The 11,796-nt window shown below is 60.8% G+C and carries 18 protein-coding genes and 1 pseudogene; 16 read left to right on the top strand and 3 right to left on the bottom strand.

Translation table 11 applies throughout. The features are described 5' to 3' along the window. Window positions 1-75: 75 nt before the first annotated feature. The 4 genes from DKY63_RS29115 to DKY63_RS29100 all read left to right on the top strand — a co-directional run bounded on the left by DKY63_RS29115 (window position 76) and on the right by DKY63_RS29100 (window position 1,523). Window positions 76-552, top strand: a complete 477-nt coding sequence (locus tag DKY63_RS29115; RefSeq protein WP_110967288.1) for a hemerythrin domain-containing protein — start codon at window positions 76-78, stop codon at window positions 550-552. A 190-nt stretch (window positions 553-742) separates the two neighbouring features. Then, window positions 743-1,021 (top strand): hypothetical protein, encoded by a 279-nt coding sequence (locus tag DKY63_RS29110; RefSeq protein WP_110967287.1) that lies wholly within the window; start codon window positions 743-745, stop codon window positions 1,019-1,021. After that, window positions 1,021-1,278 (top strand): hypothetical protein, encoded by a 258-nt coding sequence (locus tag DKY63_RS29105; RefSeq protein WP_110967286.1) that lies wholly within the window; start codon window positions 1,021-1,023, stop codon window positions 1,276-1,278. Before DKY63_RS29110 ends, DKY63_RS29105 begins: the two co-directional genes overlap by 1 nt. Then, complete coding sequence (locus tag DKY63_RS29100) at window positions 1,275-1,523, top strand: hypothetical protein (protein ID WP_110967285.1); 249 nt, start codon at window positions 1,275-1,277, stop codon at window positions 1,521-1,523. Before DKY63_RS29105 ends, DKY63_RS29100 begins: the two co-directional genes overlap by 4 nt. An 86-nt stretch (window positions 1,524-1,609) precedes the next feature. On the opposite strand, the gene DKY63_RS29095 is transcribed toward DKY63_RS29100, so the two are convergent. The 3 genes from DKY63_RS29095 to DKY63_RS29085 form a co-directional block, all read right to left on the bottom strand. Next, window positions 1,610-2,371, bottom strand: coding sequence for a DNA adenine methylase (locus tag DKY63_RS29095; RefSeq protein WP_110967284.1), 762 nt, complete (start codon window positions 2,369-2,371; stop codon window positions 1,610-1,612). A 156-nt stretch (window positions 2,372-2,527) separates the two neighbouring features. Next, window positions 2,528-3,568 (bottom strand): phage portal protein, encoded by a 1,041-nt coding sequence (locus tag DKY63_RS29090; protein ID WP_110967283.1) that lies wholly within the window; start codon window positions 3,566-3,568, stop codon window positions 2,528-2,530. Next, window positions 3,568-5,322: a terminase ATPase subunit family protein gene (locus tag DKY63_RS29085; RefSeq protein ID WP_110967282.1), complete on the bottom strand. Its 1,755-nt coding sequence runs from the start codon at window positions 5,320-5,322 to the stop codon at window positions 3,568-3,570. The genes DKY63_RS29090 and DKY63_RS29085 overlap by 1 nt, the downstream gene beginning before the upstream one ends. A 151-nt stretch (window positions 5,323-5,473) precedes the next feature. Between DKY63_RS29085 and DKY63_RS29080 the strand changes: the two genes are divergently transcribed. The 12 genes and pseudogenes from DKY63_RS29080 to DKY63_RS29030 all read left to right on the top strand — a co-directional run bounded on the left by DKY63_RS29080 (window position 5,474) and on the right by DKY63_RS29030 (window position 11,794). Further along, window positions 5,474-6,328: a GPO family capsid scaffolding protein gene (locus DKY63_RS29080; RefSeq protein WP_110967281.1), complete on the top strand. Its 855-nt coding sequence runs from the start codon at window positions 5,474-5,476 to the stop codon at window positions 6,326-6,328. A gap of 37 nt (window positions 6,329-6,365) precedes the next feature. Then, window positions 6,366-7,373, top strand: a complete 1,008-nt coding sequence (locus DKY63_RS29075; protein ID WP_110967280.1) for a phage major capsid protein, P2 family — start codon at window positions 6,366-6,368, stop codon at window positions 7,371-7,373. Between the two features lie 3 nt (window positions 7,374-7,376). Next, window positions 7,377-8,078, top strand: a complete 702-nt coding sequence (gene gpM, locus DKY63_RS29070) for a phage terminase small subunit (protein WP_110967279.1) — start codon at window positions 7,377-7,379, stop codon at window positions 8,076-8,078. 102 nt (window positions 8,079-8,180) lie between these two features. After that, entirely contained in the window at window positions 8,181-8,645 is a 465-nt protein-coding gene (locus DKY63_RS29065; protein ID WP_110967278.1) for a head completion/stabilization protein, read from the top strand. Continuing rightward, a complete protein-coding gene (locus tag DKY63_RS29060) occupies window positions 8,645-8,854 on the top strand; it encodes a tail protein X (RefSeq protein WP_110967277.1) in 210 nt (69 codons plus the stop codon). Before DKY63_RS29065 ends, DKY63_RS29060 begins: the two co-directional genes overlap by 1 nt. Before the next feature lie 60 nt (window positions 8,855-8,914). Then, window positions 8,915-9,238, top strand: a complete 324-nt coding sequence (locus DKY63_RS29055) for a phage holin, lambda family (protein ID WP_204354270.1) — start codon at window positions 8,915-8,917, stop codon at window positions 9,236-9,238. Beyond that, a complete protein-coding gene (locus tag DKY63_RS29050) occupies window positions 9,235-10,074 on the top strand; it encodes an N-acetylmuramidase domain-containing protein (RefSeq protein ID WP_110967275.1) in 840 nt (279 codons plus the stop codon). Before DKY63_RS29055 ends, DKY63_RS29050 begins: the two co-directional genes overlap by 4 nt. Beyond that, window positions 10,071-10,277 carry a hypothetical protein gene (locus tag DKY63_RS29045; protein WP_110967274.1) on the top strand — a complete coding sequence of 69 codons (207 nt, stop codon included), beginning with the start codon at window positions 10,071-10,073 and terminating at the stop codon, window positions 10,275-10,277. Before DKY63_RS29050 ends, DKY63_RS29045 begins: the two co-directional genes overlap by 4 nt. Further along, window positions 10,274-10,639: pseudogene (locus DKY63_RS29040) on the top strand (Rz-like lysis system protein LysB); the annotation flags it as partial. The gene DKY63_RS29045 and the pseudogene DKY63_RS29040, both read left to right, overlap by 4 nt. Further along, window positions 10,560-10,826 (top strand): Rz1-like lysis system protein LysC, encoded by a 267-nt coding sequence (gene lysC, locus DKY63_RS32775; protein ID WP_239499341.1) that lies wholly within the window; start codon window positions 10,560-10,562, stop codon window positions 10,824-10,826. The pseudogene DKY63_RS29040 and the gene lysC, both read left to right, overlap by 80 nt. Further along, a complete protein-coding gene (locus DKY63_RS29035; protein ID WP_110967272.1) occupies window positions 10,810-11,346 on the top strand; it encodes a phage tail protein in 537 nt (178 codons plus the stop codon). The genes lysC and DKY63_RS29035 overlap by 17 nt, the downstream gene beginning before the upstream one ends. Then, on the top strand, window positions 11,339-11,794 hold the full coding sequence (locus DKY63_RS29030) for a phage virion morphogenesis protein (protein ID WP_110967271.1): 456 nt from the start codon (window positions 11,339-11,341) through the stop codon (window positions 11,792-11,794). The genes DKY63_RS29035 and DKY63_RS29030 overlap by 8 nt, the downstream gene beginning before the upstream one ends. Window positions 11,795-11,796: the final 2 nt, after the last annotated feature.

Below are 11,796 nucleotides of genomic sequence, written 5' to 3'. Positions count from 1 at the left end.
GAAATGCGATAGCTCTCGGACACCTCGATGCCGGCCTGATTGAGGTTCAATTTCGTATTGCCTGAGGCGGAAACCATGAACGCTATCGATCTTCTGCAAGCCGACCACCAGAAAGTGAAAAGCATCCTCGCTCAGTTGAGTGAGTCGACGGACAAAGCGACCAAGAAACGCGCTGAACTCCTGGACAAATTAGAGATGGAAATTTCCATCCACACCCAACTGGAGGAGGAAATCCTCTATCCGGCCTTCAAGGAGGCAGGAAGCAAAGAGCAGGACGTCATGTACTTCGAAGCGAAGGAAGAACATCGCACCGTTGACTCGCTGGTGTTGCCCGATCTGAAGCAGACTGACCCGGGCACCCCGGAGTTTTCGGGACGGGTGAAAGTCGTCAAGGAATTGTTGGAACACCACATCGAAGAAGAGGAAACCGAAATGTTCCCTCAGGCGAAGAAGCTCTTGGGTAAAGCCAAGCTCGATGAACTCGGGGAACAAATGGAAACCATGAAAGCCCGTTTCAAAAAAGACTGGGCGGCGAGCCATTTGGCGGCCTGACGTCAGCGACAGAGCACGGCGTTACGCATAACGCATAACACCGTTTATGTGAAAAAGGCCCCCACGCCTGCGCCAGGCATGGGGGCCTTTTTCTTTGGCCATGGAAACCAGCCCTGCCAAGGCTGGTCTACCATTACCCGGCAGTGTGGTTTTACACACAACCCGCCACTCACTCGAAGAGACGCTGACCATGCCTGCCCCCGTCTTTGACTCAGTCGCCATCGAGACCGTTAATCAGTACTTTGATGACCTCATCGCGCTGGCGGACCCAGAAGCGCTGCTGCCCTTGCTGCGTCCGCAAGTTGAAGCCTTTCGTTATGAGGCCCTGAACCACCCTGGCCTGCTTAGCACGCAAAATCGATTACGTGGCTTCCTCTGGGGGGTGGTGGTGGCCGGTGTGCTGTCGCGGGGCCAAGGTCGGGACTTGAGCCAGCGCCTGGACGCGGGCCGTCACGCCGGGTGGCTCTGATGAGCGGCAACAACCCTATCAGCGAACCGCTGCAACGGCTGAACCTGCCGCCGGCGGTGAAGGTACAAACGCTGAAGCTCCTCGCCCCCATCCACCAGGCGCCTAACGCCAACGAACTGTGGCGTGCCAGTGATCGTGCCACCGGCTTTGTCCTGGGCCTGGAGACGGTCGAGGCACTGGACGTGGCGAGCATTCAGGCGTTGTATGAGGTCTTCGACGCCGCCGCCACGGCGCGTCGGCAGGAGGAACCCTTGTGAACGGCGAAGGCATTCAGGAAGAGGTATTGCGCGCCCTGGTCGAACAACACGCGGTACGCGAGTGCCTGGTGGCCAAGGTTGTCGGTGGGTCGGACTGGGGACTGTCGATCCGTCTCGGCGGCAGCGGCGCACGCTGGGTGCCGGTGCGCTCACGACGAGAGAAGGTACGCACCTGGGCCAGTTTGACGGCGGTCGGACGCTTTGCCGATGCCATCGGGCTCAGGGGCTTTAGCGTCGAACTGTGACGCGTCACGCCACGGAATTGCGCACAAAAAAGCCGCCCGAAGGCGGCAGTAAAGTCATTCGTTCGAGCATCGGGCTCGCGCGTATATCACCAGTTGAAGTAGATCAACTCATTGGCCTGCTTACCTCCCTGCCCCCCCACCATATGCCGGAACGGCACTTCCTTCAGACGTAGCCCCGTAAACACTTCCCGGATCTGCGGGTGGTCATTGATTGAGATGACCATGCGGCCCTTGATCGATGCGGCCAGTTCAGCCATGACCTGGTACTGCTCGAAATTGAACCCGCCCGGTGCGTAGCCCGCCGTTTCCCAGTAAGGCGGATCGAGATAGAACAGGGTGTGCGGGCGATCGTACCGCCGGATACACTCTTTCCAGTCGAGGTGTTCGATGGTGGTCCGAGCCAGTCGCAAATGCGCCTCGCTGAGTTTCTCCTCGATCCGCAACAGATTCAGCCTCGGCGGTGAGGTGGTGGCGGTACCGAAGGTGCGGCCCGTAGGCTTGGCACCAAAGCATTGCTGCTGCAGATAGAAAAACCGTGCCGCTCGCTGAATGTCGGTCAGCGTTTCCGGGATCTGCATGTTGGTCCACTCAAACATCTTGCGGCTGACCAGCGACCAGCGAAATTGCCGGACCAGCTCCTCCAGGTGATGCGCCACCACCCGGTACAGGTTGACCACTTCACCGTCGTAGTCGTTGATGACTTCCACATGACTCTGCTCTTTCATGAAGAACAAGGCTGCGCCACCGCAGAACGGCTCGACGTAGCATTCGTGTTCAGGGAACTCAGGGAGAATGTGTTTTGCCATGCGGCGCTTGCCGCCCATCCAAGGGAAAATCGGTTGCGACATAAGTGATCCTTGTCTCTGTCTATGGATTCGCTTAGGCTTCGCCCCCCTGCGCAGAGGGGCGAGGCCTCGGTTGGATCACTCGGCTAGCTCGAGCGTTTCGACGTCGGGTTGGTGTTGACGCACCAACCCGTCGCCTCGTTCACTGCGCAGGGAATTTCACCCTTGCGCCGGTACCTCATATGGCCGGAAGCGCACCACCTCCTCCCCCAGCCATTCATTGATCTGCAGCAGCCTGGCCTGCTCCGGCTCCAATTCGTTCACAGCCCACACCTGAGCCGCATCGCGGATCGATCCAAAGCCCCCAGCGTTTTGCGGCACCACCCCCATCAACTGAGGCGGGATCCGCAGCATCGCCAGTTGATCGTCACGGCTGATGTTCTTGATCGCGCCGAAATCATCCTTCGCCGCCACCTCGCTGATCGGGATCAGTTGCAGGCCGTCCTTCTTGCCGCCCGGTGCATACATGAACAGGTTGCGGAAGTTGCCCGGGCCTTTGCTGTTCTTCATCGCACCGCGTAGATCAGTGACAAAATCCTCATTCTGCGCGGCATCGGTCATGTAGAGAATGAATCCGGCATGGCTGCCGTTCTGGTAATACTTGCGACGGAACAGCGTGGCGCTCTCATTGAGCAACGCGCTTTGCAAGGCTGGGAGCCATTCGGGCAGCCCGTAAATTTCCTGATTGATGTCCGCCACCCGCAGGTGGCACACGCTGCCGGGTTTGAATTCGTGCTCATCCCTCCAACCCTGCACCTGGTAGTAAGTGTCCAGGTCAACACCTCGGCGGATGTATTTCGCCAGGCAGGGTGTCAGGCCCAAGGCCTGCCGGAGCATGTTGTCGCGCTTCTCCAGGTAGAGGTTTCCCGACCATCCCCAATCCATGACGATTTGCTCGAACGCCTGCCGGCTCAGCAGGCGGTGCGGTATGAACGTGCGCGCCAAAGCATTGCGCTTGAAAATCAGGCCCGACTGCAGATACACGCTGGCCTTCGAGGACTTCGCCAAACCGTCCAATGAAACCGGTGGCTCGTACCAGCGGCCGTTGGACCAGCACTCCAGGTAATCGAGAATTTCCCTACCCTCGAGCACCGGTACCGGATCACCGAAGGTGAATGCCATCGACTGACCGCCCCCAGCTTGGACCAGGTGTTCACCTTCGATGGGTTGAGATACGGCGGGCTGTACCTGGCTGCTCATCAATAAATCTCCATGAAACCGGTGTTGGCCACGGTCTGGCCCTCCAGCGGCTCGTTGTGCAATGCGTGAAAGAGAGCCCACGCCAGATCGGCGTGGCCGGTGTTGTCAGTACGACCGGCGGTGTAGGTGAACTGACGCCCGCCGGCGGTGACGGTCTTGCGGATGGCCATCAACGACTGGGCCAAATCCGTCCAGCCGGCATCGAACTCCAGCCGACCTTTGCTGATCACGTCCCATGCCTTCATCACCAGACGGGTCTTGACCTCGGGGCTGTAGGAGAACGTGCGCAACGCGGGGAAGAATTGGCGCACCAGCTGCGCCACCGCGCTGCCCAAACCGGTGGTGTCGATACCGATGTAGGTCACCCAGTAACGACGCGTGACCTGGCGGATCGTTTCGGCCTGGGCGGTGAAGTCCATTCCCCGGAACTGATGCCGTTCCAACACCCGAAACTTGCCACCCGGTACCAGCGGTGGCGCAACCACGATCAAGCCTGCGGTATCGCCCGACTCTGCTGGGTCATAACCCACCCACACCTGTCGATCAGCGAAGGGCCTGGCGGCGAAGGGCTGGTAATCGGTCCAGATCGACCAACTGTCCACCATGCACGGCTGCAACATGTTCAGCGGGAAGATGCTCGCCCCGTCGTCGACAAACTGGCACATCAGCAAATTCTGGAACGCCGCCGCGTCGTACTCGAGGCGCAGCTCATCGATGTCGAACAGGTCGCAGCCCCGCTCCTCGGCGTCCAGGATGGTGACGATCTGCCGCCAGATCCGGTCGTCGCAGAGTTTGCCCTGCTGCAGCACATCGTGGCTGACGTCCAGTTTCAGTTGCTGGGCGGTCGGCTTGCCCTTGTTGAACCGCTCCCCGGTCCAGAAGGTGTATGCCTCGTGCGCCATCGAACTTGGCGTCGAGAAGTACGTCCGGCGGTACTGTTTCTGCATCGCCATGCCGGACGCGACCTTGTTCAGCTCGTTGAACTTGAAGGTCCAGAAGAATTCGTCGAAGTAGAAATTGCCGTGGTAGCCCTGGGCCGTCCGGGCGTTGGTACCGAGGAAGTGCAGCTCGGCGCCGTTCGGCAAAATGATCGGATCGCCGGTCAGATCGACGTCCACCACCTCGCGGGCGAAAGCTTGGATGTAGGCTTTGAAAATGTGCGCCTGCGCCTTGCTGGCCGACAGGAATATCTGGTTGCGGCCGGTGGTCAGCGCATCGATCAGCGCCTCCCGAGCGAAGTAGTAAGTGGCGCCGATCTGGCGGCTTTTCAGAATGGCGCGCGTGCGCTGATTGCCTGCGCGGTACCAGTCTTTCTGGTAGTCGAAACATCCCTCAAGAAACGCCTCGATCAACTTCTCGACGGCTTCCTCTGGGATGTCGTTGCGCTTCGGTTTACGCTTCTCCCCGGCGTTACGCTTGGCCAACTCAGGGTTGAGGTCGGTCTCGGTACCGCCGCCCTGGTAACGCTGAATTCGAGATTGCCGCTCCAACTGACGGTGCAGCAGATCGATTTCCTTGTAGTCCGCGCCGGACTTGGGATCCTTGAGGATCAGTTGCACCAGGCGGGCCTCAGTGGCTGCCTGGATACGCTCGAGCGGCGTGGCCCGGTCCCATTCGTCGCGGGCTTTCCAACTGTGAAGGGTCTTTTCCTTCTCGCCGATCAGTTCGGCAATTTCACATACGCGGTAGCCCTGCCAATACAAGTGCTTGGCATGCCGGCGGTGATCAGTGGGTAGTTCGACGATAGCGTTCATGGCGCAGATGCTGCCGCTCTCGCGCGCGCGGCCCTATCTCCGCGCCCTGTAAGCCACCCCGCTACAACTCCTCCACGTTGCCGCGCCATCGCGCGATGCCGACCATGCCCTCATCGCCAGGCACAACGCCACCGCAATGAGGACTCCCTGTATGGCCGGCAAGACCGACACCCCAGCCAAGAAATTCCGCTCCAAATGGACTCGCATCGCCGTTGAAGGCGCCACCACCGATGGACGCAACATTGAGCGCAGCTGGATCGAGGACATGGCCAGCACCTACAGCCCCAACACCTACGGCGCCCGCATCAATTGCGAGCACATCAAGGGTTACTGGCCCGGTGGCGAATTCGGCGCCTATGGCGACGTTTTGGCCCTGAAGGCCGACGAGGTCGAGATCGCCGGAGTGAAAAAGCTGGCCCTGTTCGGGCAACTCCAACCCAACGACGCACTGCTCGCCCTGAACAAGGCAGGCCAGAAGGTCTACACCTCGATCGAGGTCCAACCGAAGTTCGCCGACAGCGGCAAGGCCTACCTGGTCGGCCTTGCCATCACCGACACCCCGGCCAGCCTCGGCACTGAGGCGCTTTCGTTCAGCGCTCAACACGGCACCCTGACCAATCGCAAACAGGACAAGGACAACCTGTTCACCGCTGCGGAAGAAACCGCCCTGGAATTCGAGGAAGTCACCGATACCCCCGGCATGTTCGCCGCGCTCAAGGAGAAAGTCGGCGAGCTCCTCGGCATGAGCAAGGAAAAGGAAGGCAAGGACGCCACCAGCTTCGCCGCCCTGGGCGAGCTGATTGAAAGCCTGGCCACCCATGGCAGCGCACAGGCCGAAGCCTTCGCCGCTGAACAGAAAGCCCGCCAGGAATTGCAAACCAAGTTCGAGAAGCTCAACACCGACTTCGCCGACCTGGTCAAGCGCCTCGGCGCCACCGAGGACCACAGTCAGCAATCCCGCCCGACGCTTTCCGGCGGCAATGGGCAGGCCCTCGCTGACTACTGATCCCCTGACGCAGACCTAAACCAGTTCGGAGAACACCATGCGTAAAGAAACTCGTATTGCCTTCAATGGCTACCTGTCCCAGCAGGCCAAAATCAACGGCGTCGACTCGGTTGAAGTGAAATTCACCGTTGCCCCGACGCCTCAGCAAAAGCTGGAAACCGCGATTCAGGAATCCAGCACCTTCCTGAAAAAGATCAACATCATCCCCGTCGATGAAGCGGATGGCGAAGCGATCCTGCTGGGCGTCAACGGGCCAACCGCCGGCCGCACCAACACCAGTGGGAATACCCCGCGACAGCCGCGTGATGTCAGCGGCATGAGCAAAGACACCTACAGCTGCAAGAAGACCAACTTCGACACCGCGTTCCCTTACGTGAAACTCGATACCTGGGCAAAATTTCCTGATTTCCAACCGAAGCTGTCGGCATCGATCGCCGAACGCCAAGGGTTGGATCGGATCATGATCGGCTTCAACGGCATCAGCGTCGCTGCCGACACCAACCTGTCCACCAACCCGCTGCTGCAGGACGTCAACATCGGCTGGTTGCAAAAAATCCGCGTGGCGGCGCCGGAGCGCGTGCTCGATGAGGGCGCTACCCCGGGCAAAGTCACTGTGGGTGCCACCGGCGACTACAAGACGCTCGATGGACTGGTGTTCGATGCGATCCAAATGCTCGACCCATGGCACCGCAAGCGCCCTGATCTGGTGGTGATCGTCGACCGTGCTCTGCTGCACGAGAAGCAACTCAAGGCCGTGGAAAAAGGCGCCGCCTCCAACCAGGAAGAAAACGCCGCCGACGAAGTCGTCAGCAAGGGGCGCCTGGGTGGCCTGCCGATCGAGGACGCACCGTTCTTCATCGAGGGCGGTGTGCTCATCACCACGCTGAACAACCTGTCCATCTATTACCTGGCCAGCGCTCGCCGTCGTCACCTGAAAGACGAGCCGGAATACGACCGCGTCGCCGACTACCAGTCCTCGAACGAGGCCTACGTCATCGAAGACCTCGGCCTCGTCGCCCTGGTCGAAAACATCGAGCGGGTGTAAGCCATGGCTCTCACCCTTGCCCAACAGAACCAGCTGCGCAAACGTGCAGCGCAGGAGGCCGCAGCGGTCGCGCCTGCCGCCCTGATGGAAGGTGCCACCGGTTACGAGGTCATGCTCGCCAAGTTGCAGCAGGACCAGTTCCGTCTGAAGCAGGTGCAGTCCCAAGAGGGCAAGGCGAAACTCAAGGCTAAGATGCTGCCTGAATACGTGCCCTACGTTGACGGCGTGCTCTCAGCGGGCCAGGGCGCCCAGGACGAAGTGCTGACCACCCTGATGGTCTGGCACTTCGATGCGGGCGACTTTGCCGGCGGGTTGCAGGTGGCTGAATACGTGTTGCAACACGGGCTGTTGATGCCAGACCGATTCAACCGCACCACCGGTTGTCTGGTGGCGGAGGAAGTGGCAACGGCCGCACTCAAGGCTCAGAAGACCGGCGGCACCTTCCCGCTGGACATCCTCACCAAAACCGCTGTGCTGACTGAAGACCAGGACATGCCGGACGAAGCCCGAGCCAAGCTCGTGCTCGCCCTCGGCCACGCCACCCTGGAAGGCATCGACGACGTGAATTCTGGACAACCCGGTCAGTTGCAAGCCGGCATTGGCCTGTTGAAACGCGCCATCGAGCTGCACAGCAGCTGCGGCGGCAAGAAAGATCTGGAGCGCGCCGAGCGCCTTCTCAAGAAACATACTGGCCCAGCCAGTTAACCGAGCGTCCCCACGCACCCGGCGGCTCGGGGCGGATCAGCGGGTTTACTCCTTGCCCAGCTGTGAAGTCCCGACCACCGCCGACCTATTCGAGCGACCAGCATGAGCGGATTTATCGCCGGCGGTATCCCAACGACTGCCTTCCCGATCGGCAACGGCACCTTCTGGCCAGAGATTGACGGCCAGCATCTGCGCGCCGCCATGCGTATCACTAATGCTGTCACTGATGATCGCCTCGAGGTCGCGACGGTCAACGCCATGATCGAGGCAAACCGGGAGCTTGCAGGCTACCGGACTGCCCAGCAGAGCCTTGGTTTTGCCACATTGGCCGAAGTACCCGCCGAGAAAATCAAAGACGAAAGCCACCTGCTGCACCTTTATCGCCGCGTCATTTACTGCAGTGCATTGGCCGAGCTGGTGGAGCGCTACAGCAGTTTTGATGCGACCAACAGCGGCGAGAAAAAGGTCACCGAGGAAGAAAGCAGCGCCGACCAACTGCGTCGAGATTCGCGCAAAGCGCTGCGTACCCTTCTCGGAATCAGCCACACCACCGTGGAGCTGCTGTGATGGCCATCGTGATCGCCCAACAAGGCGAAACCGTCGACGCCATTTGCTGGCGAATCTACGGCCGCACGGCCGGTGTCACCGAGGCCGTGCTTGATGCCAATCCCGGGCTGGCCGACCTCGGCATCACCCTGCCGCACGGCACACCGGTGCAATTGCCAGAGGTCGCCCCGCAAGCAGAGCAGCGACAGATGGTGAACCTATGGGACTGAACCAACGCTTTCTCGCCCTGGACGCCTACCAGCTCCCCACCCTCAACCTCGGACAACGGAATGAAGCGCATGCCTGACAAACCGGATACCTGGGCTTGGTTCGCCACCTGGCTCGAACAAAACTGGCCCGCCATTTACGCCGGCGTCCTGGCTGCCGTCATCGCAGGGTTGCGGATTATGTACGGCGGCGGCACCTGGCGCCGGGTAGCGCTGGAAGCCCCGTTGTGTGGCGCCCTCGCTCTGGCCGGCAGTCACGGGCTGTCGCTGCTGGGGATTCCCGCATCGACCGGCCCGTTCTTCGGCGGCGTCATTGGACTGCTCGGCGTTGAGGGTACCCGGGCACTCGCCAATCAATTCTTCAAGCGCAAGGTGGACCAGGTATGACACCCCTTCGCCATGGTGATCGCGGTCAGGATGTTCGAGTACTGCAGCAGCGCCTCAACTCGGCGGGCGCCTCGCTGTACGCAGATGGCTTGTTCGGCGATGCCACCGAGACTGCAGTGCGCGCCTACCAGACCCAAAGGGAACTGGTCGCTGACGGTATCGCCGGCGCCAAAACTCTCGCGGCCCTGACCGGCAGTGACTGTTCCGGCCTGCTGCGCAATGCCACGCTGAGCCAAGCGGCTGTGCGCCTCGGCGTCGAACTGGCGGCCGTTCTCGCCGTCAACGAAGTGGAAAGCTTGGGCGCGGGCTTCCTGGACAACGGCAAGCCGAAGATTCTCTACGAGCGGCACATCATGTACCGCCAGCTCGGCCGGCCTCGGGCGCCGGAAGATGACGCCACAGCCCTGCAGGCTCACGCCGACGAGTTGGCGACCACCCAGCCCAACCTGGTCAACCCGCGTGCCGGTGGTTATGCCGGCGGTACCGCCGAACACCAACGCCTGGCACACGCTCGGCTCATTGATGACACCTGCGCCTTGGAGTCGGCCAGTTGGGGCGCCTTCCAGATCATGGGCTTTCATGCGGTACGCCTGGGCTACGCCAGTGTGCAGGACTTTGCTGCGCGGATGGCCAAGGACGAAAACGAGCAGTTCGAAGCGTTCGTGCGCTTTCTCGAAGCCGAACCGGCCTTGCTGAAGGCGCTCAAGGCAAAGAAATGGGCCGTGTTTGCCAAGGGTTACAACGGCCCCGATTACCAACGCAATCTGTACGACACCAAGCTGGAGCGCGCCTACCAACGGCACGCCGCCGGCTGCCCTGTGCCGGAGGCCGCATGATTGATTTCGACGCTGTGCAACGACTGAACGTAAAGGATGGCGACCTGCTGGTGGTGCCTGAGTCCACCGAACATGAGGACATGGCCTTGTTGGGTGAGGCCCTGCACCTTATGACCCCGGGCATCAAAGCCGTGATTGTGCGCGGCCCGATCACCAAGCTGGATACCGGCGACATGAACAAGCTCGGCTGGTACCGCGCATGAGCACGTTGCGTCAGGCGCTGTATGGCCTCGCCTTGCTCGCGGCCCTGACGCTACTGATCTGGACTCAGGAGCTGCGCATCAGCGTGGCAGAAAAGGTTACCGATCTGGCCGAGCAAAGCCTCAAGACTGCCCGTGAGGAAGCCGGCCGCAATCTGGCCACCGCGAACAGCCTTCGCGGCACCCTGCAGCAGGAGCGCGACGCCCAAGCCACCTTGCGCACCCAGCAGGATGAGTTGCGACAAGGCTTGGCCAACCGCGAAAGAACGATCGAGGGATTGAAACGTGAAAACGAAGACCTACGGCGCTGGGCTGACCAGCCTCTGCCTGATGCTGCTCGCCGGATGCGCGAGCGCCCCACCATCACCGGCGCCGACGCTTATCGTCAGTGGCTGTCCGGCCGTGGTGCCGTGCAGCCTGCCGGAAACAGCTCCATCCAATAACGGCGCGTTGCTCACCGACCAGGAGCGCGTCGAGGCCGCATGGGCTGAATGCGCCGCCCAGGTCGACATGGTTTACCAGCACCAGGTGCAACATGAACAAACCCGATAGCCTGCGCGCCCACTTGTTGGCGTCCGTCCCGGACCTCAAATACAACCCCGACCGGCTGGTGGTCTTCATCGACAACGGCAAGATTCGCTGCACCGCGGCTGGCGGTCTGTCGTTCGAATACGCCTACGATCTACAGATCATCCTCACCGACTTCGCCGGCCATCCCGACAGCGTAATGCTGCCACTGCTCGGCTGGCTGCGGACGAACCAATCGGAGCTACTGACTAACCTGGACAAGTCCGCCGATGGCATCAAGTTCGAGGCCGACGTCATCGACAACAGCAAAGTCGACATGAGCCTGAGCCTGCCATTGACGGAGCGGGTCATCGTGAAAAAACAGGGCGACGGCACCTTCACCGTGAAGCACGCCGGCGAGCCGCAGTACACGCCCTACGAAACGATCGATGGCCCAATTCAGGTGTTTGCTGAGGGGATGTTGATAGCGGAGTGGCAGTCGCCACAGCCAGCCGAGGGCATGGCGTTGACAACCCCTCACCCACAGCGCCCTGGCAATGAGTGACCTGCAAGCCCTCGAAGACTGGGCAGGTGTGCTGCTGCAGCGGCTGGAGCCGTCTGCGCGCACTGCATTGGCCCGAAAAATCGCCCAGCAGTTGCGCCGAACTCAGCAGCAACGAATCACGGCCCAGCGCAATCCGGACGACAGCCCGTACGCGGCCCGCAAGTCACGCGACTTACGTGGCAAACAGGGCCGCATTCAGCGCAAGCTGAAGATGTTTCGCAAATTGCGCAATGCCAGCTATCTCAAGGCCAAAGGCGACAGCAACCTGGTCAGTGTCGGTTTCACCGGACGAATTTCACGTATCGCCCGGGTGCACCAGTACGGACTGAAAGATCGTGCTGAACGTGGTGCCCCGGAAGTGAAATATGAGCAGCGGGAAGTACTTGGATTCACGGATGCGGATCTCGATCTGATCCGCGACATGTTGCTCAATCAGCTAACGCAGTGAGG

It is taken from the genome of Pseudomonas putida (assembly GCF_003228315.1).
Lineage (GTDB): Bacteria > Pseudomonadota > Gammaproteobacteria > Pseudomonadales > Pseudomonadaceae > Aquipseudomonas > Aquipseudomonas putida_S.
This window is presented reverse-complemented; position numbering and strand designations above follow the sequence as displayed.